Here is a 22,998-nt window from a genome sequence, read left to right as displayed (position 1 = left end):
GATTGAATGGCATATATTTGTGGCGGAAGGGTCACATTTCTCTGAGTTCTAATTGATCAGAATTTTCTTATGCTGACGTCGCGATATAGCTTCGTATAGTAGCTTTTAGTGGGGGGCTATATTTCGCATGACGTTCGCGTTCCGGCTTGCGTTCTCTTTAACGGTTTTGTCGGTGATAACTGGCCTCGCTGGCTGCAGTGGGACTGGACCGCGTGGGCGCGACCTCATCGCTGCGGGCAGCCAAGAGGATGCTCCCTTCGCGCTCGTCGATATCACCGATCAGACGCTTGAAGTCGTATCGGACTGGCGCCGCCCATCATTCAGCGCGACCTATGGCGATTACCGCGGCCCCCAAGCGCAAAAAGTCCAAGTTGGCGACGCAGTTCAAGTCAACATTTGGGAAACGGGAGCCGGAGGTCTCTACTCGGCGCCTGCCGGCGATCATTCGGTGGCCCAGGGAACGCGCAACTCCTCCATCCCCGAGCAAGTCATCGCGCGCGACGGAACGATCAACGTTCCCTATGCAGGCCGGTTGCGCGTTGCGGGTTTGACGACGCCCGAAATCGAACGGATGATCGTCAAGGGATTGCAGGGCAAAACTGCCGATCCGCAGGCCATGGTCACATTGACCAAGAACGTCAGCCAGTCGGTGACGATCGCGGGCGATGTCGCCAACGGCGCGATCGTACCGCTTAATCCGAATGGGGACCGCATTCTGGATGTCATCGCGCAAGCCGGTGGGATCAAGGCGCCCGTCCATGAGGCGTTCATCACCCTCTCGCGAGATGGGACGTCCTTGAGCGTTCCGATGCAGGCCATCCTCGCCAATACCAAGGAAAACATTTACGTTCGTCCACGAGACATCGTGACGGTGTATCGAGCGCCTCAGTCCTTTACTGCGGTCGGCGCTACCGGGCGCAATGCCGTTGTGCCATTTGACGCCGGCGGCATCACACTCGAAGAAGCCATGGCAAAAGCGGGCGGGCTTCTCGATGAAAGGTCAGATCCGACGGGTGTGTTTGTCCTCCGATATGAGCCTGTACGTCTCGCGCGCCAATATCCCAATATTTCACCGCGTCTGTTAGAGTACGGCAATGTCGTTCCAGTCGTCTATCGGCTTGATGTGACCAACCCAATATCGCTATTTCGCGCCAGGCGCTTCTCTATGCGAGATAAGGACATTCTATATGTAAGCACCGCCCCGCTAACGGAGATCGAGAAGGTCTTCAGAGTTGTCGGGACGTTGGCTTCGCCCGCCCTTTCGACATATTACTATACGTCCCGATAAAAGCGGGAGAATATCCGCGGATGAGGGCTAACCTGCTCGTTCGTCTGCGGAGATACCGGATTCCCAAATGAGGGATGCTTCGCCGTTTGGGGCCATCATCGTCGGGGCGCACGGTGTCTTCATAACTTGGGTTTTTGACGTCGTACGACGGCTTGCGGCACAGGCGCCGCATGCCAGCGTCGTACAGATCGATCGCGAAGACGGTATTCTAAGCCCCGGCAAAGACTACCAGATTTACCTCTCGAATTATCCCGGGCCTGCCGCCATCGATGCCATCGGGCGCGGAGATCTAAGTGTCGTCGCCGTCATTGAAGATCCGGCGGACATTCTCGCATTTCAACAAACGATCCTCGGCCTTTCCCATCTTCAGTCTATTCGCGCGCAAACGACGTCGGCCGTCGCCAATTTCGCCATCGGCAAGAGCGATCGGGTAACTCTGCTGTCGCGTGACAATTCCACAGACGCCAAAGCCGTCGTTCGTTCAATCGCTCGTTCGCTGCAAATCGGCCTTGGGCAGGATGAGATCGATGACGTTGTCAAAGAAGTTGCCGGCGCTTCGGGCGGTAATAGTCTCGAGGCCGCCCTCAAACAACATGTCCGCGATTACCTCACGCCGATACGATTTAGCCTGGGTGACGGCCAGATCGATCAGCTGAATTTGGCACGAAGTGTCATGGATCCGTTGCTGGCAATGGCAAAGGGTTCGATCGTGCGCCCGATTTCCTGGCCGACGCCTGTATTCAAGTTCAGCGGTGATCCCGAGCTGCCCCCGCCCGAGGTCATCGACGTCGCGGGACCCGCGCGCACGCTTTATTATGGGCCCTATTTCCATCTTCCGCCGAACCGGTATCGGGTCGAGGCGTTCCTCGCTTTCTCAGAAGAAATAGCGGATGTGCCGTTCGTCCTTGAATTCTATGGCGAACGCTTCGACGACATGGCGTTAGCGCGCGCCCGTATCGAGCGTCGAAAAGCTGGCTGCTACCGAGGATATTTTGCGCTCAATCATGCCGACGCGCTGCAATCACTCGAGATCAGACTGATCGTGGAAAGCGGCGTCGAACGGGGCCAGCTATCCCTTATCGAATTGCTCTTCTTCGTTGATGACAATGCCGGACAGATGTTGCTACCGTCCGACGCATAATCGAAGTGGCTGTATCGCGGACATGTATGCCGAGGGAAGTCGTTTTTGATCTGTCCCGATTGGCGACGCGATTTTCCCGCTCTGCGCCAAACGGCATCGATCGCGTAGATTTGCGCTATGCCCAACATTTTTTGAGCCATTCGCGCGGCGGTCGAGGCGTTCTCGCCGGCCCCCTCGGTCCGCGCGTGGTAGAAAATTTGTCTGCACGACATCTCTTGGAAGACCTCACTGCCCACTGGCGCGAAGAAATGTCCGTGGGAGCGGGGCCACCATATTCTGAGTTCAGAAGGCGGCTCGCAGCGGAAGGTGAAGGCAAAGTAAGGACGGGTCTCGACGCAGACGCCAAGCGCAAGCCGGTCGCTTCTGTGGCTGCTTTTTTGAAGTCTGCGAACGTCTTCGCCGGTGGCGTGCTTTCGGGGGGCAGTCTCGTCAACTCGGCACCGCCGAACGCGGTATATTTGAATATCAGTCAGTTTCCTTTGTTTTTAGGTCGTTACTTTCGGTTTCTCGAAAAACGACCTGATATCAAAGCCGTTTTTCTGGTGCATGATATCTTGCCTCTCATCTATCCGGAGTTTTTTCCGCCTATGGAGCAACGCGTTCATTCGGCTCGAGTTGATGTGGTGGCGAAACGTGCGAGCGGAATTATTGTCTCTCATGCAGAAACGAAAGACGCGCTCGTCGATCAAATCAAGAGACGCGGCGGCCAAGTCCCGCCCATCGCTACGATACCGATTTCTGTCGATGAGCAATTTGCTTATTCGGACAAACGCGATTTCAATGCGCTGGGGCGACCCTATTTCGTAGTTCTGGGCACGGTCGAGCCGAGGAAAAACCACCTCTTGCTCCTGCAAGTATGGCGCGAGTTGGTGGCTGAACGCGGGGACTATGTTCCCCAGCTCGTGATCATCGGGGCGAACGGCTGGGAGAACGAAAATGTACGCGATTTACTTGAGCGAATGTCGCAGATCGCTGGTCATGTGACGTGGCTCAACGCGCTCAGAACGCCTGAGCTTATCGAGATTCTTCGGGGTGCCAGGGCACTGCTGATGCCCTCCTTTGCAGAAGGCTTTGGATTACCCGTGTCGGAGGCCTTGACGCTGGGGGTTCCAGTCGTCGCATCCAAGCTTCCGTGTTTTCGCGGCTTGTATGGACCGACATATCTATCGCCGGATGATGGTTTGGGATGGAAAAGAGAAATATTGCGGATATTCGATGCCGAATGCTCATCAACTGAGCGTCCTGGAACATCATTAGACGATGTGCGGCGCCAATGGCTGTGTCGCGTTCGCGACATCGAAGACTTCCTGTCATCGATTTGAGAGGGGCCTGTGGACATTGTCCCGTTGCAGTGCATATTGAATTGTTAATTTTATTAGTAGGTGTTGGGGCGTGGGGATAATGCCGCAAAATGTTTTCGACGCACGTGAAACCCATAATCGCATATTAGATGGCTTCTCCGCACGCCCGGAAAGGGCGGTGTTGAATTGGCTTACGCCGCGCGTTCCGAAGTCAATTTCTCCGAATCATCTCACGGCGCTTGGAGTTTTTGGAGCGGTTTGCGTATGCATCGGCGCGGCCTTGACCAACATCTCTACCGGCTTTTTGTATCTTGCCATCGCAGGGCTGTTCTTGAATTGGCTCGGCGATTCTCTTGACGGGACCGTCGCGCGTTTTCGCAAGATCGAACGGCCTCGATACGGATTTTTTGTCGATCACGTGAGCGATGTCGCTTCGCAAATTCTGATCGTTCTCGGCTTGGGATTGTCTCCCTATCTGCAGTTCCCGGTCATTCTCGTTACGCTGGTCGCCTACCTGGCGATAACGATCTACTCCCTCGTTAAATTGCACGTGTCTCGCACGATGCAGCTGAGCTATTTCGGCGTGGGCCCGACAGAGATTCGTATCCTTGTTGGAGCGGGAATGGTGGCGACGCTCTTTGTCGAGCCGATACCCGTGTCAACCCAATTGGGCGATCTAACGGTGTTCGATTTCGCTGCGATCGGGGTGTCGGTGTTTGCGCTCGGTTGCGCTGTCGTGATGTTTGTGAAAGACGCGCAGGAGATCTCCAGACTTGATCCGGTTCGGGGCAAGGGAAGCGCGTCCGAGGTCAGCATGATCACCCTCGAGTCAGGCGGCCCATCCGCCAGACAGTCCTAATCTTCATCACATGCCGGTTCGCTTGAACCCGTGGACCTTGCTCCAAGCGGTTAGATTCATGACTACGTTCAATTCGCACGGCCTCAGTCTTTCAGTCCCTGCCGAGGGATGCGATGAGCAATAACGAACGCGCTTCTCTTGCTCAGTACGCCAGGCGCAGGTTTGTTTTGTCTGGGACGTCAGTCGTCAAAGATCAGTTCCCGTATTGCCGGCCGAGCGAAGAGTGGGTGAGCGCGAGTGCAGGATCAGGCAGCACCGAGGTCGTAAGTTTCGCGCACTACGACTATTTGGGATTGGCGGAAAATCCGCGGGTCCGGGAAGCGGCGAAGACTGCCATCGACACGATGGGCCCTGGCACCGGAGCATCTCGTCTGGTCGGCGGGGAACTCCGGCTGCATCGAACATTGGAGCGCGAATTCGCGGGGTTCTTGGGGGTCGAAGACACTCTTGCGCTCGTAAGCGGTTACGGCGCAAACGTCACCTTGGTTTCGCATCTCCTGACAAAGGGCGATATCATTTTCGTCGACGAGGCTTGCCACAATAGCATCATGGTGGGAGCCGAGCTGTCGCGCGCCGACGTTCTTTCGTTTCGCCATAACGATCTTGATCATCTGCGGGATCAGCTCGCGCGCGAACGTTCGAAATACAACAGAGCGCTTGTCGTCGTTGAAGGGCTCTACAGCATGGATGGAGATATTCCCGATCTCCCTTCGCTGATCGAGATCTGCCGCCGTCATCAAGTTTGGCTGATGATAGATGAAGCCCACTCCATAGGAGTTCTCGGATCATCTGGACGCGGAATCACTGAACATTATGGCATTGATCCCTCGGAAATTGATCTGATCATCGGCACGCTTTCAAAGGCATTCGTTTCCTGCGGAGGCTTCATCGCCGGTAAACGCAGCGTTGTCGAATGGCTTCGCTATACGTTGCCTGGATTTGTTTATAGTGTCGGGCTTTCGCCTTCGAGCGCGGCCGCGGCTCTTGCAGCTCTTTCGATACTGCAAGAAGAGTCGACGCGATTGGTTCGGTTGCGCGAAAATTCCGAGTACTTCGCGGCATCTGCGCGTGCTGCCGGATTGAACCTGGGCAATAGCCTTGGCATAGCGGTCGTCCCGATATTTTTCGACGATGTTCCCACAACCATGAAGGCTGCCGGCGCTGCCCTTGATGCCGGGTACTATGTGTCGCCGATCGTGCAGATCGCTGTGCCGCGAGATGGGCCGCGCCTTCGCTTTTTCATTACAGCAAAGCACGAGAAAGATCAGTTGGACGGGGTGCTGAATGCTATCAAAGTTTTTCCGTCGCGCGGACATCAGCCTCCGCTCCAGGAAAGTCGAAAGACGAACGAACCCGTCGCGTGCTAGCGCCAGTGTCCTCCAACTCTATCGCGATCCGCTGCGCGGTTGGATAGAGAATGGAACACCGGACGTTTTTCCGACCGCCGGCGCCGTCGCCCATGTTCCGTCCGGGTTTACGACATCGAATACCGCGCGATATTTGCCCTCGGGAAGCGTCGCTGTCGGAAACGCCATTTCGAAATCGACCGGAAGGTCCGGCGCGAGCCGTTCGACCGCCAATGCAAGACGGGTTTCGCAGATGACCCTTTCCGGCTGAGCTTCCGTCGTGATTCTGATACCTGCCGAGACGTATCCGTTCGGACCGCCGGGCCAAGCGTCTAAGCTCTCGTTCGAGACGCGGCAATCGACGACGGGACCTGTGCCGACCATCACGGGCTCGAGCGGCTTGCGCGGGCCGATGTAGAAGGCCGCCCCGCGCTTGCGCTTGGAAGCATCGTGCTCGGCGCCGAGAGCGCGCAAGCGGGCGGCGACGGCGTCCGCTCCCGGCAGCAGCCCTTCGCTTGGCAGTAGACACCAGAAGAAATCGACCCGGATCAACTCGCGGCCGAACTGCTTGGCGAGCGTCTGCGCGCCGTTCATGACATCGGGAAAGCGCGGGCGATAATCGTCGCCGCACAAGATTCCTGCCGGCTTGATCTTCTTCGACCAGAACGCGAGGTTCTGGGCCAGTATGGGATTTGTGTGCACGGCGTCTTCGTAATAGACGTCGATGGGATCGGACCAGTCTTCGAACTGGATGGGTGAATACCCCTGCAGCGGGCGGATGTTCGGGCAGTCGGCCGTATGGATTTTGAATTGCTCTATGCCGTACTTGATGCCGAGACGCGCTTCCATCGCGCGGACGCCTTCATTCTTTTCCCAGGGGTCGATGCAATAGACGGTGGCCGAGGGATCGACACTTTTGGCCCATGCCCAGCTCGAGCAGCCGAAGAGCGATCCCACTTCCACGACCTTACCGTTCTTCGGCACGAGCGTGGCGACGGCTTCGATGGCTTTGAGTTGATGCTCGGAGACCTGGCCGGGAATGGCTCGATTGTAGGGCATTTGCGCTCCGCTTCGTCACCGTCGTTCATACCGGATTTCAACGCTTCATGACAACGAAGCGGCTCGATATCTGGGTGATTTTTGAGAGCGAGTTGTCACGATACGTGCTCAGGACGTCGCAGTCGGCGTCTGCAATGGCGGCGAATACGGCTTTCTGAGGCAGCGCGTGAAGCTCTTGATTGTCGAGCTTGTCCATTCCATCGAGATAGGTATCCACCTTGAAGGTATAGCCGTCAATAAAGGTGGGAAGCTGAAACACGGCAACTCCGCCCGGGACGAGCGCGCGAAGAAATTTTCGCAGCAGAAAGAACATGACCGGCGGCGGATTGTGCTGAAGTACGATCCGTGAATAGAAAAGGTCGCACGGCGGAAACTCAACGCTTGCGGGGTCTTTGATCAGTTCTAGCGATGCGTTCCGAACGCCTTCGGCTGCCAGATATTCGCTTGCAAGTTTCAAGTGAGGCGCTGAGATATCGAAGCCCGTGGTGCGATCCGACATTTCGGCAAGAAATCGGGTAACGCGCCCAACGCCACACCCAAGCTCAACGCAGTGGCTGTAGCCCGCTGTCTTGAGCCCATGACCCATGAGTTCGGATTGCAGCAGGTCAATTTCGCCTTTTCCTGATCTATGAAAGGCTTCAATATTTGACCCGAGATTCTCCGGTTTGAAGTTCTGAGTGCTCACGACGGAAAAGTGCGGCTCCACTTCCCCTAACTTACTCCATACGTCCTTGATATGGGCAAATAGCCGATCGAGTTCGGCGCTCGAACAATCATAGTCAACTGAGCCGTGCTTGCGGCGGGCTTCCCAAATCGAAAAGTATCGTAGCAGCTCACGGGCGTTTGTTTGATAGAATTCCGGCGCGGAGATAAATCGTGCCCGAAGGGAATGGAGATCAGTGACAGTTTTAAGATGTCGTTCGACCACCTCATCACTTTCAGGCTCGCGCCCGAGAAGATGCCGGTAGGCGCCGCGAATGTCATCATTAGTCACCATCCGCTTGATCTCTCCGCAACATTAGATTTCGACCGGCACTGTTCATACAGTAAATAGGAAGAAATTGAACGCGCATTGTTGAACGTCAACGGGAGACTAGCGGGCTATTATCAGAAGCTTCGCTCCGCAACGTACAGCGTCTTTCTTGCGCCAGAGCCTGTCGCAACTTGGCTTCGGCTTTGACAGAGGATTTGATGTCGCGAAAGAAAGACCAAACTGTTGAACTTAAAAATCCAGGCTGTCGAAAGGCCACACTATTCGGATTTGGCTTGGGTCATCTCAAATCGACTTGATAAGATTTTCACGCGAGATCTCGAGAAAAATTACGCATTGCTCGCGTGCATCCTTCAAAAGTACCCAAAGGCCGTCGGGGCTAATCGTTGGTTGAGCTTCATAGGGCTGCCCCTTGGCAGAGTTCGTACCGCGATATAGGAAAAATCGGGCTCCCGTTCTCATGCTCACAATTGCGACGTCGGTGAATCCATATTTTCCCTCTGAATTCAGCCAATCGGGCGTGGGGCGAGTATCCATCAGATCGTATTTGCCTTGCAACGAGACAACCGCCCAGCGGCCATCTCGGCTGATGTTGCAGTGAAGGTCGCCATTTGACTCGCTTATAAGGCGCACGTTGCCGTTGAACTCGACTTCATACAGACCTCGCGGCATCGCGCTGCTCGTGCCGTAGGCGACGACCAGCATCGCGGGCTTGTGAAACATCGCGCGTTCGTGGCCGATATGAAAAAACTTCCCGCTGAGCTGCTGCTGGCGGAAAATATTCCTGCCTCGGGGTGCGCGCTCCTCGTTCCAGACCCACATGCGCTGCGGGTCGCGGCCGTTGCGGTTGGCGCAGTAGGCGATCCACGAGGGATCGTACGGAGAGAAGTGCGCATGGTCCATCGGCCAGCCCGGCGCGGCGACGTTCTTGATGCGCCCCGTGGCAATTTCGACCATGTCGCAACGGTAGTTCTGAGGCGCGAGATAGCGGGACCTCGTCAGCAACGCCCATTTGCCATCGGGTGAGATGTCGTTGTCGGCGGACGTGGTCCAATTCGGCTCGTGCAGGATCGTGCGAGGTTGAGGATTCTTCACACCGAGGTCGACGACGGCGGCCCCTTCTTTCTGGCTGACCAGCATCAGGCCGTTCTCCGCAATACTATAGTACATGCGGGTGTCGCGCACGTACGCCAGGTGTTCGACGCCGCCGGTGCGCGGGTCGAAGGCGATGAAGTCGAGCCCCGGGCCGGTTTTCGGCGTCGAAGCCAGAACGGCGCGGCCGTCGGGCAGGAAGCCGTTGGAATGGGGATACGTGAAGTAGGTATTCGTGGGCGATCGGACGACGCGTTTGATCAGCGGAGAGGGTGGGCGAATTAACTCATCGCTTGTTTTCTGAGCGAAGGCTGGAGCGCAAATATTTCCGCTGTTCAATATGGCCGGCGCGCCGACCGTTGTAGCTGCGCCGATGATGAAACGGCGGCGGGATAAGGTCGTCATGTCGTGTTACCAACTTCCGCGTGATGCAGACAGGGTCCAGCAGAGAGAAATCGCCAGGCGGCGGCCAATTCGGAATTGGCAATTCGTGGCAGTCATTTTCTAATAGCTTCGTCCGCCACTTGATATTGTTTCTTGGCTTTTAAAATGCGTTTCTTTGGGGTAGTCCCATTGGAGTTAGCTTCCGTGTGGCTTGGTTCAAGGGGGCTTTGGGTAGCGGTTCGCTGCATCATCGGCCGGTGCCCAATCGCCGCGCCAGGGGGATTAGTATGGCGCTTGGTAGCGTAAATATTGTTACGTCGGATCGGGGGTGGATTCTAGAAAAGCTGGCTTCGGAACTGACGCAACGTCTGCCATACGTTCGTCACCGCGATGCCGCGGACCCAAGTGCGAGCATTCAATATTACATTACGTATTCCTGCCGGCAGCAAAGAGTTTCGCCAATCGAGTTGGCCTATTTCGCTCATTTGGAGAAAAACGAGGAAACCGCCGCGGAGTTCTTTTCTGTCGCGCGCGACGTTGATTATTGCGTTTGCCATTCTCGAATGTATGAGGACGTCATTCGAGATAAGGGCATTGAAAATGTCATCTCGATTTCGCCTGGCGTGGATTTGGACCAATTTGTCCCGCGGGTGAAGATCGGGGTCGTCGGACGCACCTATCACACCGGACGAAAGGGCGAATCGCTTGTCCAGCAAGTGATGGATATTCCCGGGATCGAATGGCATTTCACCGGCGATGGGTGGCCGGGGCCGGCGGAGCCGGTTCCTGGAAACAAGCTCTGCGATTTCTATAACGGGATGGACTACGTTCTGGTGCCCGCTTTCTATGAAGGTGGTCCCATGTGCGTCGTAGAAGCTCTTGCCTGCGGCGTACCCGTGATCGCCTCGCCGGTCGGCTGGGTCGGAGAATTTCCCCATATAGCGTTTAAGAATGGCGATGCGGGCGATCTGCGTCGTGTGCTGGAGCAAGTCGTCTCGGAGCGAGCTGCCTTGCGGCACGCTGTGCTCGACCGTACGTGGGACGCGTGGGCGGAGGGGCATGACAAGCTCTTTCAAAGTCTGCTGAAAGAGCACCGCCCTCGATTGCACATTTCAGAGAACGGCGCTTCGCGGGACGGCGACGTTCGCGAGGACTTGGGGAAGGTGGTTCTTCTTACGCACGGGTCTGAGCGCCATTCACTCGGCGGGCCGACCGTGCGGGTCCCGGCGACAGCTGACTATCTTCGGCGGCGTGGTGTTTTCGCCGAGGTTCGCAATTTTCCCGATCCTGCGATTTTCGAAGCCGACATCGTCCATGGATTTAACGTCTGGTCGCTCGAAAGCGCTTTGACAATGGCTCGTAGGAGCCATTCGCTGGGCAAGCCGTTCGTATTCTCTCCGATCTTCCTCGATCAGTCAGAGAATGAATTCTGGTCGGGAACCATCCCGCAGCTTTTTGCGCAGGAATGGGAGTCTGATCGCCTCGAGGCTGAGCTTGGCTTGGCACGCGCGGCATTTGAGCATGCTCGTGAACTCGGCCGAACGAGTACTGAGGCCGCTCCCGGCCATCATGCGTATGTCAGGGAAATGGTCAGGTTGGCCGATCAAGTCATTTGTCTTAGCGAGCACGAGCAACGTGCTCTCCGACGAATAGGCGCTGACGTCGAAATATCGACGATCGTTCGCAATCCGGTTGATGCCGATCGCTTCGGGCAGGCAGATCCAAGCATATTTGCGGACGCGTTCGGGTTCAAAGATTATGTCGTTTGTGTTGGCAGGATAGAGTCGCGAAAAAACCAGCTGATGCTCATTCAGGCTTTGAGCGGCCTGAATATTCCAGTCGTCCTGATCGGCGCGATCTCCGATAAAAAGTATGGCGAAAAGATTCATCGGCGGGCTGGGGACAACATTCACTTCACCGGCCGGATCGATCCCAGTAGTCCGCTGATCGCTTCTGCACTTGCCGGTGCAAGGGTTTCGGTATTGCCAAGTTGGTGTGAGGGGGCGCCTCTTGCGGCGCTCGAGGCGGCCGCGGCTGGAGCATCGATGGTGCTTTCCAACCGAAGCTCGGAACCCGAATATTTCGGTGACCTCGCGCGATATTGTGATCCGGCAGATCTTGGCTCAATTCGCGACACCATTCTCGAAGCCTATGAAGCTCCGCTCGATGCGAGCCGTCGTGAAGAGCAGAAGGATTATGTTGCTCGGAACTTCAGCTGGGAGCGATACGCGGAGCAGACGCACCAGGTGTACCAGAAAGCCGTCCGAGACTTCGCTGCAAAGGGACATTCTTCCTTCCAGGAACGCGTGGCGGCGGAACCTGACGATCGCAGGTCACCGAACGAAAATGATGCTGCTGAGCTAAGCAGCGGCCACATTGTTTTCGACGTCACGACGAGCGCCAATCATAAGGGACGTTGGACCGGGATTGCCCGCTTTGAAATGGCGTTGGCCAGCCATCTGATCAAAACGCGACGGGATACGGTTTCATTTGTTGCTTGGCATGATCCGACGCAAAAGTTCGTGATCATTGATCACAACGCGATTTTGTCTTGCGACGTCGGTTCAAATCTGGCGCTGGCCGGCAAACGCGGATTCCAGATCCCGAAATTTACTGCTGGGACGCGACTATTCGTGGGCGGTAGCGCATGGATGCAGAATTCACGGTACGCGGATGCCCTGGGCGACTTTTGCGCCAGTGCCGGGCTCGCGCTGACGGTGGCGTTCCACGACATCGTCCCTGTCAAATTTCCGCATTGGTTCAATGAGGGATACGCACCAAAATTCATCGCTAATCTCAAAGTCGTTTTGGCCAATGCCCGCGATATTCTGGCGGTGTCGGAAAACACGAAAAGGGACGTCGAAGACTTTGCCTTCGCCAACGGGCTGTTCTTGCCGACGATCAGAATTTTGCGCGAAGGTGATGACTTTGGTGTCTTGTCATCGACCAGCGCAGGTCATGGCCAATCATCTTTGATCGAGGCCCTGAAAGAGCAGCAATTTGTTTTGGCAGTCGGCGCCATCCATGCGCGCAAAAATTACGGCCTGCTTTATAACGTCTGGGCGCGTCTCGCTGAAAAGCTCGGAAAGAAATGTCCGAAGCTCGTGATCGTTGGAGGTGTGGCCTGGAACGGCACAGACGTTGCGCGTGCCTTCAAGGAAGATCCGCGTACGGCGTCAATCGTGCACGTCATCGACAATATCGAGGACGATCTACTCAATTGGCTGTACGAGCATTGCTTGTTCACGGCCTATCCCTCTTTCTACGAGGGATGGGGACTTCCTGTCGCGGAAAGCCTTGCTCGTGGAAAGATATGCATTGCGTCGAATTCGTCTTCCATTCCGGAAGTTGGCGGCCAGCTCGCGGATCTGATCGATCCGTTGGATTTTGCGGCGTGGTACGCAAAGGTTCTATTCTATTGCGGGAGCAAGAGTGCTCGTGACTTGCGCGAAGCTCAGATCAAGGAGGGGTATGTAAATTATCCATGGTCCTTGGCGGCAGACGGATTCGCGAAGCAGCTGACGACACCTTTATCCGAACTTGTTGTTAAAGACGGATACCTCCCCGGCACTCTCGTCGATGTTGGTAGCCCAGCGAGGCCTGATGTCAACTTGGTCGGGTGGTTTAACAGGGAAGCGTGGGGCGTTTGGTCCGCAAAGACTCCGCCGGTTCTCGTCGTGTCGCTCAGAAGTCCGCTGACTGCGGATGCATTGCTACTTCTGCATGCGCGCGCTCTGGCGAGCTATCAGATGCCCGTAACGTGTGCGGTTGAGGTCGATGGCAAGCACGTTGCGACGCTGCAGTTCGACACCGCTACCGTCAGGCTTTGCTCGGTCCCTATTCCCAAGGATCTTGTCCGGAACAAGCTTAAAATCACCATTTCATTTCACGTCTCGCGCTTGGTTCCGATCAGTTCGGTCGTCGCAAAAAGTGCAGACGACCGTCCCGTAGGTATTGGATTATCGAAGTTTGCGCTCCTTGACGCGAGTCACCCGTTTGCGGTCATGCGATATGCAGCCGGCCCGGATGACGTTTTGAATTCGGTGGACGTGGGCGATGAGCTTGATCTTCGCTTGCCCGAGGTCGCGCGACGTGTGCTGGGTCCTCACGTCAAGACCGATTCCGCTTGGGGTGCCCGGAACCCCGGAGCCGATTCCAAACTGAAGTTGGAAATTCATCGCGGCAGATCCGGAGACATTGATCTCGATGTCCGTTTCCGTGCCGTTGCGAGTTCCGATATGCCCGTGTCGGCTGTCATCGTCGCGGAAGGCGGCGAGGTCGTTGGTCGCCTCGAGGCGGCGGACAGCAACCTTCATTGGACGACGATCCGGATTCCCGAAAAGCTCATGGTTTCGGCTCGGCCATTGATCTTGGACGTTTTGCGAATGGACATGCGGTCGCCCAACTTGCTTGGGGTCGGCAGCGATGAAGAGGAATTTACACTCGGGATATTCGGGATCAGGCTTCGCAGTATTGATGGTGTGGCAGCTGAGCCGAAAGCCCGGCTATATCCTTTCGGTCGGACCATTGAACTCAGCGACGCTGTCCCGACAGAGGCTTCATTCATTCTGCCGTCGACTTGGCACCTGCCTGAGCCGCAAGGTCGCTGGACGCTTGGCGAAAGCGGCTGCTTCGACCTACGGCTGCAGGACGACGTTTCGCCAGAGGCGGAGATCGAAATCGTCGCGGCCGTTCCGGGCGAACTTATCGACGCCACAGGTGGGCCGTCGCTTGCCGTCGAGATCAATGGCAGCGAGATCGTCCGGCAAACGCGCACCCACGCGAATTTCGAGGCTATTCGCGCGCGCATTCCGTCGGAGCAGCTTGCGGAGGGTTCAAAATCCCTAAGGATACAATTGTCCACGGATCGGACATTCGTGCCAGCGCGTGCGGGCGAGTCAAAGGATGATAGGGTCCTGGGCGTTCTGGTTCGAAGCCTGTCCGTCGTTCCTGGCCGGGTGTGCAACAGCGATATCGCGGCGGCCAACTATGAAATCGGTGACACCCTAGCATTCGGAAGAAAAGTTAGTGTTCGATTTCAACGGAACGCCGGTCCATTTCTTTCATCCGAGACTTGGCATGACGCCGAGGTAAAGGGTCGTTGGACGAATGGTGTGCGAGGGTCGTTCCTTCTGCGCCCGGAGGCGCTTTCCGAGCGGGACTTGGTCATCGAAGTGATGGCTGGGATAGGAGCGGGCGCGTTGGTCGGAGAAAAACGGCGCGAGCTTTCGCTTCGCATCAATGATGTCGAGATCGCACGTCAAACTCGGCACAATGGGCGGGTGGCGGTGATAGGAGGCGTTATTCCTCGGTCGCTCGTGGAAGAGGCGTCGGCTTGGACAATTGATATCGAAATTGACCGGTCGTTTCAGCCTTCCGAAGCGCTAGGCTCGACGGATCAGAGAGCTCTTGGCGTTTTTGTCAGCCAGTGCAGAATTCTCGATGGGGGTGCAAAGAAACTTGCGGTGCTTTCTTCATTGGGCGCCCGATTGCTTTCCCAATAACCGCTGGACGCCGTGTTTTATGGATTTTCGCACGGTCGGAGGGGCGGCTTTTCGCTGTAAACCTGAAATACAATGAGACGTTGGAAACGCATCGTGGACACAAAAGAACTCGTGAGGGCGGCCTACGTCGCTCTTTTGGGGAGAGAACCTGAAAGCGAAGAAGTCTTGACGGCGAAAGCCGCAGCTCTTCACGATCCCGTCGATATTCTTCAGCATTTCTTATCGTCCGAGGAATTCCAAGCTTCGCATAAGAATTTCATTGCCACGCTTAGAATAGGGCAGGCGGCCGCTGCACAGAACGTTGCGGTCGATGCAACGGAAGATGAGCTGCGTGCACTGTTCGACAGAATTTGCCGCCAATGGCAAAAGTTGGGTGATGTCGAGCCGTATTGGTCCGTCTTGACGAACGATCGATATCGACTGTCGAAATTTCGAGAAAACAAAGCGGAGTTTGAAAGAACGGGCGAGCAGTCTTTGCAAATGCTGCAGCGTGCCGCTGCGCGCTGCCAAATGACAGTTCCGACCGGAGTTTGCCTGGAGCTCGGCAGCGGCGTTGGGCGCGTTACGCGCCATCTCGCCGATCAATTCAACAAGGTCATCGGTGTTGATGTCTCTGAAGGTAATTCCGCGCTTTGTAGGAAATATCTGTTGGAGAGCGGAAAGCACAATGTGGACGTTCGGGTCATAAGAACCCCGGTCGAAATCGAAGCTTTGCCTGAATACGATATGTTCTATTCAATCATCGTTCTTCAGCACAATCCTCCGCCGGTCATTAGATATTTTCTTACGACGTTGCTTTCCAAAATCCGGCCCGGAGGCGCCGCCTATTTTCAGGTTCCAACGCACACGCCCAATTATAAGTTTTCCATCGCAAGTTATCTCAAGAGTGCAACCGAAGTCTTAGATATGCACTTGCTGCCCATGCCCGAAGTTCTGAAGTGCATCGATGCCGCGGGACTGAAACTGAGGGAAGTGCTGATGGACACCAGCACGGGCATGTACGGCTCCCATTCGTTTTATGCGGTGAAGCCTCTTTGAGGGTGGGTGAGGGGCTCAAAGTTGTGGCAAGAAAGAGATCTGCAAAAGAGATAGCTTTCCGTCAAGCGCGCCCCGCTCTGTGATGATTTGAGCCTGAAGTTCTGGGCCGGCGTGAGGATGCAGGAATTCGAATGCGGCCGCGAACCTGCCAGCCGCCGGCGACGCGAAGCGCACGCGCTTTAGACACACCTCGCCGGCATGAAGTTCGAGGCGAAACGAAGAGTCTCGCTCGGTTTCGAAAAGGTCCACCAGAATTTCGGCGCGATACTGTCCGGGCGGCAGGTGCAGGTAGGGGCCGTGAACAAGCATGCGCGCAGGCCCCATGAGATCAATACTCGATGGCGCCATTTCTGTCGGACGTTCCGCGGAATAGAATGCATTCCTTGGCCAGACTACGGCGGTGACCTCATGGCGAGTTGTTAGAGCAGCGAGTGGATCCAGGACTGACGGTATCAGAATTTCGGCGAGTTCGTCGATGCTTGCGGGGCGGTCTGCTACCCCCTCGAATTTCCTGACTGCCGCGCCCAACGTGCCTTCAGCCATCTCCTTCGGCGTTAGATGCGCGGCGTAGGAGAGAATTTCCGATGCTTCAATATTCAGATTGAGATGTGCGCAGATTGCGCGAAGTAGGTCCGGCAGATTTACATCCATATCACGATCAAGGACGGCGACCTTCCGGCCTTTTCGTAACGCCAAATTTGCCGAATACGACGCCGAGCAAACTCTTACGGCTTCGATATTCGTCCGGTTGGTTTTTTCTTTCAGGTAGTTGACGACGCGGCTTGGCTCTTCGGACAGGTAGAGAACCGGCACATTTATTCGCTCTATTGCCTCTATAAATTCGACACCCGGATAGTTGGTGAGCAATAGCCGGCCGGCGGTGTGCTCAACCGGTGCGGGGACGGGTTGGGCGACGCCAACAGTCACTACATCAACGGGGCCCTCGAGGTTTTTCTTTGCAAGAGCCCGCAGGACCTCGAACGCCCAGAACGTCAGTCCACCGGGCGGTCCAATAACCAGCGCATCCTTCTCGGTGATCATCAGTCACGGCCGTCGTGCGGAGCTGCCAAAGCCAATTCGGCAGCTACTGGGCGAGACGTCTTCTCGCTTGCGATCGGGTGGGGATTGGCTAGCTCGTCGGGCGCACCGAGCGCTATGCCTTCTACGAAGTTGAGCCGCGCGGCTGTGTCGCCTGCCTCGCACAGGTAGGTGGACTTGATCCCTACGGCAAACGCGTTTCGCCTTCCGCCTGTTGGCAACACGTCCAGTTGGAGGCGAACCTCCTTATCAGCGATGTCTTCCACCTCAATCGGGACGAGAATCCAACGTTCGCGCTCGGCCTCAACCTGATAAGAGAGAAGGCGCTTTCCTATTTGGATATTCAGTCGATGCAGGCGGCCGTCATCGTCACAGAGGCTCTCAGTATTTTTCTCAGCCGGCGAGGCCGGAGCGCCGCCGTATGCTAGGAGGTAAAGATGCAATCTTTCCGGATATCGAATGCTGGCTTGCGTAAACACCAACTCGGTCATGCCTTCGTCCGTGATCCAGCATCCTTTTTCGTCGGGTTCAGCCCAGCCGGTTCCAGCGCGGAAGCGCTCGGCCGATGGAGCGTGTGGGAGCAACCCACGGCGATTTTTCCAAGAAAACGAATAGAACGTAGCGTCGTGATAGATCGAGGAGGTGTGGTTTTGTCGCTCGACACCTAATGACTTGCCGATGATTTCGTGTGCGATGTCGATCCAGGGGCGCGGCCGGAATTCGCGAATGATGTGCTTCTCTTTCCGCGATAGGTGATTTCGGTCGTTCAGAAGCACTTCGAGTTTTTCGCGGAAGTCGTTCTCAGCTGACAGGTCAAAGTATTCCGCGAAGTCGAGGCCGGCCTCGGGCAACGATGATATTCTCGAGACGAGCGGCACCTTCCCTTTGACAAGAGATTCGGTCACCGGAAGTCCCCAGCCTTCATAGCGGCTCGGATAGAGTGTGAACAAGCACGTGCTGTAAAGCACGTCGAGCTCTGTGTCTGAGACGTTCGAGAACAATTTGATCTTCTTCTGCAGATCCGGATTGGAATTCAGAAGGTCCAATGCCGACTCGTTCTTCCAGCCGCGACCGCCGACGCAAACCAGCGTCGGCACATTCTCGATGCCGCGTTCGTGAATGAGATCAAGCCAAGTCTGAAAGACAAGCTTGTGATTTTTTCGAGGTTCGATCGTCGATACGAATAGGATGAAATTGGACTCTTCAACTCCGTATCGGTTTAAAATCACTTCTTTCGTCTGCTTTTTTTCAGGGCGGATCGGCTCAAACTTGCCGTCCAAGCGAATCCGCGACGCGTTTGGCGGTTTGTAGCCGAATTTTATGGCAATCGAGTCGAGATCCTTGGCGGTCGAATTTGAACTCGTCAGAATTCCGTCTGCGTGATCGAAGACGCCACGCAGCCATTCTCGAAAATCGTAGCCAAGCTCGCTGACGAAATACTGCGGCGCGATGATCGGAATGCAATCGTGGATGAAGGGAACGTAAATCAGATTGCATTCCAGCTTGGCGCGTCGAACAGCCAGGAAGTAGTTGGGCATCGCCCATGACGATCCGAGATTGACCAGCCGGGCTCCCTGCGGGACCTCTAGGTCGGGTCCGATAAAAATCTGCGCTTCAATTCGCCCAACGAGATGTTTCCACTCGGGGTCGTCGTCTCGGCCATCGGCGGCGGTCATCGCCACGAGGTCTTTGACAACTTCGTTCGCTATAGGAGTCCAGTAATTGGAGGCGCGCGAAAATGCAGAAAACAGAATATTCAGCTTCTCGGGCGGCTGAGCTATGAGGGCGGATAGGACGGCGAGTTGAATGCGCTGTATGCCGGTTGGCCAGCGCGAGTTGACAACGTAGTAGGCGATGTCCGTAATGTCGAAAATAATTGTCGGCCATTCGGAGCGTATTCTGCCCGCCGAGCCGGTGTCTTCAAATGCCGGAACTTTCAATGCCGAGCGCAGCTTTTCGCGTCGCCAACCGAGCATTCGCAGTTCTCGAGCGGGGGTGGGGTTAGAGGGATCGCGTAAGAGCGCGCAGTAATATTCCCGGGCAGCTTCCTCATGCCTTCCTTGCAGCTTCAAAGCATGACCCAGCTGCAGGTGGGCGTCACAATCATCCAATCCTAACGCCAAGGCTTGACGGTAGGCGGCTTCGGCGTTTGCGACATGACCAGACTCCTTGAGGGCATGTCCATATTGAATCCAGATGGGCGATAGGACCGGGTCACAATCCAGGGCCCGTCTATAATGTGCGGTTGCTTCCTGCCAGCGCAGGTTATCTCGCGCGCGGTCAGCCGAAGCGACAGACTTAGTGGCCGAATATTTGAGAAGCCAATTTGGTCGTAATGATAGTCGTCTGAGAAATTTGGCGGCTACCCAGTGCATTCGGAAACTCTCGCTTCATTCTTTCGTATTCGAGGAAGTCGCCTGACAAAAATCGGGCTATCGGCAATCATTGAAGTGACCGCGGGCGGTTGAGCATCTATAAGACAGGTGTACCTGCCGTCCGCGCCTGCCACCTATTTATTTCAGAGATTGGAAAAGCTTTTCGTCCCTCATGCAACTGATTCGTATGCCACTTTCAGGGGACGGGCAAGATAACAAAACCCGTCGTCTCCTTCTTGAAGGCTATAATCTAGCGCTTTCGGCAGGGACTGGAATAGCGACGTACTCGCGGACGTTGGGAAGTGCAGCGCGCGCGCTTGGATATCAAACAGACCTTCTCGTCAGTACGAACCGCGCCATTGATGAGAGCGATGCGGTGATGGCGGAGATCACCGTGTTCGATGGACCTCGAAACCTGAATCTCATTCACAAAGGCCAGATGGAGCTGCGCCGGTTATTTGGCGCGCCGCTTGGCGTCAAAGCCGGTGTCTTGAAAAGCATCGACGGGGTGGTGGCGCGACCGAATGCGTCCTTTGACGGCTTCCGTCGCATTTATGGAGTACCATTTCTGCTGGACGTCGAGAGGCTGCATTTCATGCGCCACGGGACGCGGTTACGTCTCCGCGTAGATCAGCCTCCCGATGTGTTTCATGTTACGCGAGCCGCGCCAATCCATATTTCAGGCGCCGCGAACATTAATACGATCCATGATATCATTCCGCTTCGGCTTCCGTCCGCAACAGCCGACGACAAGAAATATTATTTGGGGATGTTGCGCGAGATCGTTCGAACCGCCGATCATATCGTGACTGTTTCGGAATTTTCTCGCCAAGATATTATTCAGCTTACGGGAATCTCGCCTGATAGGATCACCAATACCTATCAGCCTGTCATTCTGCCCAAGGACGTGACTGAACAATCGGACGCCGCCGTCTCGGATATGCTCGCGGCCAAATACGGGCTCGATTTCAAAGATTATTTTTTGTTCGTTGGAGCTATCGAGCCGAAGAAGAATATCGCAAGACTCGTTGATGCTTATGCAGCTTCGGGCGTGCAGAGGCCGCTGATTATCGCCGGAGGCCTAGGATGGATGTACGAGAAGGAGCTCGAGAAAATCGCTGACGAGCGCTTTCTATCCTACACGGTTGCTGGAAAGCACATCGTGCCGAAGCGACGCGTACGACGCCTGTCGTATGTTCCATACGGCGATCTCGTCTCGGTGATGCGAGGCGCGCGGGCGCTACTTTTCCCTTCCCTCTATGAAGGCTTCGGCCTTCCGGTGCTTGAAGCGATGACGGTTGGCACGCCGACCATGTCATCGAATGTCACGTCGCTGCCGGAAATTGCGGGTGACGCCGGATGCTTGGTGGATCCGTTTGACGTGGACGCGATGGCGCAGGCCATTCAGCGGCTCGATGTGGATAGGGACTACCGCGAAGAACTTGCGGCGCGCGGTCTGAAGCGAGCGTCCGACTTCTCCTTGGAGAAGTATCAACGTCGATTGCGGTCCGTGTACGATAAAGTCACCGGGTAATCAGACCGGCACTTCATAGATTCTGAACACTTTGCTTGGCGGTCCAGCTGCAAGCTCCGCGAGCTTGACCATGGGCTCATTGGTTTCGAGAATCCAAGAGAACTCCACCCAATCGAGATCGTAATCCCGGCCAAGTTGCATGAATTCCGAAACGAGGAGCGAAAGAATAGCCGGGGCCAATGCCGTTCGGCGCAAGTTCTGACGAATGCCCAGAAGCGGTATTCTCGCGGATTTCCAGCGATCGGACCAAACCGCGTGGATGAGCTTCAGCCAGTTGAAGGGCAAAAGCCGCCCCTTGAACGGAGCGATGGATCGATTGAGATCCGGCAAGGCAACCATCATCGCCGACGGGATGCCGTCAACTTCGATGATACGGCCAAATTTCCCGCGCATTATTGGCCGGGTTTGGGTGATCATCGCCTTGATTTCGGCGTCGGAGAACGGCACGAAGCCCCAGTTGTCACGCCACGCATCATTGAAGATGTCGAAGACTATTCTGACGTCATGTGCATAACGCGCCATATCGAATTGGCGAATCGTGATGCGACTGGTTTCACGGGCCAATCGTGCGAGACGATCGATCTGCGGGACCGAAGCGGCTGGACTCGTGCGATAGGCGAACAGGTCCATCGACTTGTTTAGACCGCACGTTTCCAAAAGCGGCCCGATCCACGGACGGCTATGTCTCGTCAAAATCGAGGGCGTTGTTTCAAAACCACTGACGAGGAGACCGCATTCCTCGTTTATGCTGAGGCAAAACGGGCCCGTCATGCGCTTCATTCCGCGATCGCGAAGCCAGTCCTTCGCCGCGCCAACCAATGCCTCAGCAACTTTCTTATCGTCGATGCAATCAAAAAATCCGAAGTGCCCGGTCTCATCGTGGTGTTGCGCCAGGTACCGGTGATTGATTTGTGCCGAGATACGGCCGACGGGCTCGCTTCCCCGATACGCGACAAAAAATGCGCCTTCGCCGGATGTGAAAAAGGGATTGTGTTTGCGCGAGATCTGTTCGCGTTCCAGAATGTCTGGCATTGCCACCCAGAACGGATCGTTCTTAAACACAGTATAGGGCACTTTAAGCCAGGCACGGAGATCTCTCTTCGTTGTGACTTCCTTCACGGAAATAGATTCGGCCATCAATGGGATCTCCTGATAGCCAATGATTTCATCACTGCCAGAATTCGATCTGCACAATTCGCGGGCATATTATTGACTAACCGCAGCAAAAAATTGAGCTGCCAGGGGAATACGATTTCGGATTTTTGCCGCTCTAGTGCTTGAACAATGCGTTCTGCTGCGTCTTGGGCGCTCATCGAAAACGGTTTCGGATAGGCAAGGCTAGCGCTCATTGGCGTGTCTATGAACCCGGGACATGCGACCATGACGTGAACGTTGTGAGGCTTTAACATCCTGCGGATTCCCTGCCCATAAATGCGGGCCGCGGCCTTAGACGCCGAGTAGACGGGCGCTTCGGGGAGGCCCTGAAATGCCATAATCGAGCTGATGATGACGATATGGCCATTCCTTCGCTTTATGAGGGAATCCATCAATGGGATAATTGTATTGAAGACCCCGTGGATATTTACGTTGCAAATATTGCGGGCCAGTTCAGTAGATTCGCCATTCGGTCCTGCGAGGACATCGCGCCCGCCTAATCCGGCATTCGCGGCAATCAGGTCGACGGGCGTCATATCGTCTGCCTGGAGGAGAGCTTTCTTCATTCCGGCAGCATCGCTGACGTCGCAGATGACCGTGTGTACCCTTGCGCCTCGCTGCGTACAGTCAGCGGCCACTTGCTCGAGGCGGGCCTTGTCGCGTCCAAAAAGTGTGAGATTGCCTCCGTTATGCGCAAGTCTTATGGCCAACGCGGCACCGAGCCCGCTGCTGGCTCCGGTGATTACGGCATGGCGGAATGCCGTGTGTTGTTGCAATTTGCACCTTCACGGGATTTCGGTGAGAAACGGAAATAAAAAGGCTATACGCAGGAAGCGGTCAACCGGGAAGTCGCCGCAGGGTTCTGAAAATAGGACGTATATAGAACTGACTGC

Annotated in this window: 15 protein-coding genes and 1 pseudogene; 8 read left to right on the top strand and 8 right to left on the bottom strand. The window is 55.7% G+C overall.

The features are described from left to right. Positions 1–127 precede the first annotated feature (127 nt). The 5 genes from AB4Z24_RS01040 (at position 128) to AB4Z24_RS01020 (ending at position 5,956) form a co-directional block, all read left to right on the top strand. Complete coding sequence (locus AB4Z24_RS01040; RefSeq protein WP_441705206.1) at positions 128–1,288, top strand: polysaccharide biosynthesis/export family protein; 1,161 nt, start codon at positions 128–130, stop codon at positions 1,286–1,288. A 67-nt stretch (positions 1,289–1,355) separates the two neighbouring features. Beyond that, complete coding sequence (locus AB4Z24_RS01035) at positions 1,356–2,429, top strand: hypothetical protein (protein ID WP_441705205.1); 1,074 nt, start codon at positions 1,356–1,358, stop codon at positions 2,427–2,429. Between the two features lie 26 nt (positions 2,430–2,455). Further along, a complete protein-coding gene (locus tag AB4Z24_RS01030) occupies positions 2,456–3,751 on the top strand; it encodes a glycosyltransferase family 4 protein (protein ID WP_441705203.1) in 1,296 nt (431 codons plus the stop codon). A 79-nt stretch (positions 3,752–3,830) separates the two neighbouring features. Next, a complete protein-coding gene (locus AB4Z24_RS01025; protein ID WP_441705201.1) occupies positions 3,831–4,589 on the top strand; it encodes a CDP-alcohol phosphatidyltransferase family protein in 759 nt (252 codons plus the stop codon). Between the two features lie 113 nt (positions 4,590–4,702). Further along, positions 4,703–5,956: an aminotransferase class I/II-fold pyridoxal phosphate-dependent enzyme gene (locus AB4Z24_RS01020; RefSeq protein ID WP_441705200.1), complete on the top strand. Its 1,254-nt coding sequence runs from the start codon at positions 4,703–4,705 to the stop codon at positions 5,954–5,956. 18 nt (positions 5,957–5,974) lie between these two features. Here AB4Z24_RS01020 and AB4Z24_RS01015 read toward each other — a convergent pair whose 3' ends face one another. The 3 genes from AB4Z24_RS01015 to AB4Z24_RS01005 all read right to left on the bottom strand — a co-directional run bounded on the left by AB4Z24_RS01015 (position 5,975) and on the right by AB4Z24_RS01005 (position 9,482). After that, positions 5,975–6,994, bottom strand: a complete 1,020-nt coding sequence (locus AB4Z24_RS01015) for a class I SAM-dependent methyltransferase (RefSeq protein WP_441705198.1) — start codon at positions 6,992–6,994, stop codon at positions 5,975–5,977. Positions 6,995–7,031: 37 nt separating this feature from the next. Further along, the gene (locus AB4Z24_RS01010; RefSeq protein ID WP_441705196.1) at positions 7,032–7,991 is read right to left on the bottom strand and encodes a class I SAM-dependent methyltransferase; all 960 of its coding nucleotides are present in this window, start codon (positions 7,989–7,991) and stop codon (positions 7,032–7,034) included. Positions 7,992–8,270: 279 nt separating this feature from the next. Then, entirely contained in the window at positions 8,271–9,482 is a 1,212-nt protein-coding gene (locus AB4Z24_RS01005; RefSeq protein ID WP_441705194.1) for a hypothetical protein, read from the bottom strand. 266 nt (positions 9,483–9,748) lie between these two features. On the opposite strand from AB4Z24_RS01005, the gene AB4Z24_RS01000 reads away from it, so the two are divergent. Beyond that, positions 9,749–14,965: a glycosyltransferase gene (locus AB4Z24_RS01000; RefSeq protein WP_441705193.1), complete on the top strand. Its 5,217-nt coding sequence runs from the start codon at positions 9,749–9,751 to the stop codon at positions 14,963–14,965. 165 nt (positions 14,966–15,130) lie between these two features. Further along, a complete protein-coding gene (locus AB4Z24_RS00995) occupies positions 15,131–16,003 on the top strand; it encodes a class I SAM-dependent methyltransferase (protein ID WP_441705191.1) in 873 nt (290 codons plus the stop codon). A gap of 15 nt (positions 16,004–16,018) precedes the next feature. Here AB4Z24_RS00995 and AB4Z24_RS00990 read toward each other — a convergent pair whose 3' ends face one another. The 3 genes and pseudogenes from AB4Z24_RS00990 to AB4Z24_RS00980 form a co-directional block, all read right to left on the bottom strand. After that, on the bottom strand, positions 16,019–17,044 hold the full coding sequence (locus AB4Z24_RS00990) for a hypothetical protein (RefSeq protein ID WP_441705190.1): 1,026 nt from the start codon (positions 17,042–17,044) through the stop codon (positions 16,019–16,021). Then, positions 17,044–19,017, bottom strand: a complete 1,974-nt coding sequence (locus tag AB4Z24_RS00985; protein ID WP_441706038.1) for a glycosyltransferase family 4 protein — start codon at positions 19,015–19,017, stop codon at positions 17,044–17,046. Before AB4Z24_RS00985 ends, AB4Z24_RS00990 begins: the two co-directional genes overlap by 1 nt. Positions 19,018–19,167: 150 nt before the next feature. After that, a pseudogene (locus AB4Z24_RS00980) lies at positions 19,168–19,416 on the bottom strand (hypothetical protein); the annotation flags it as partial. Positions 19,417–19,603: 187 nt separating this feature from the next. On the opposite strand from AB4Z24_RS00980, the gene AB4Z24_RS00975 reads away from it, so the two are divergent. Continuing rightward, entirely contained in the window at positions 19,604–20,950 is a 1,347-nt protein-coding gene (locus tag AB4Z24_RS00975) for a glycosyltransferase family 4 protein (protein WP_441705188.1), read from the top strand. On the opposite strand, the gene AB4Z24_RS00970 is transcribed toward AB4Z24_RS00975, so the two are convergent. Both AB4Z24_RS00970 and AB4Z24_RS00965 read right to left on the bottom strand, forming a co-directional pair. After that, positions 20,951–22,087 (bottom strand): hypothetical protein, encoded by a 1,137-nt coding sequence (locus AB4Z24_RS00970; RefSeq protein WP_441705186.1) that lies wholly within the window; start codon positions 22,085–22,087, stop codon positions 20,951–20,953. It abuts the gene before it with no gap. Continuing rightward, a complete protein-coding gene (locus AB4Z24_RS00965) occupies positions 22,087–22,881 on the bottom strand; it encodes an SDR family NAD(P)-dependent oxidoreductase (RefSeq protein ID WP_441705185.1) in 795 nt (264 codons plus the stop codon). The genes AB4Z24_RS00970 and AB4Z24_RS00965 overlap by 1 nt, the downstream gene beginning before the upstream one ends. Positions 22,882–22,998: the final 117 nt, after the last annotated feature.

This window comes from Hyphomicrobium sp. 2TAF46 (assembly GCF_052114865.1).
In the GTDB taxonomy this organism is placed as follows: Bacteria; Pseudomonadota; Alphaproteobacteria; order Rhizobiales; family Hyphomicrobiaceae; genus Hyphomicrobium_B.
This window is presented reverse-complemented; position numbering and strand designations above follow the sequence as displayed.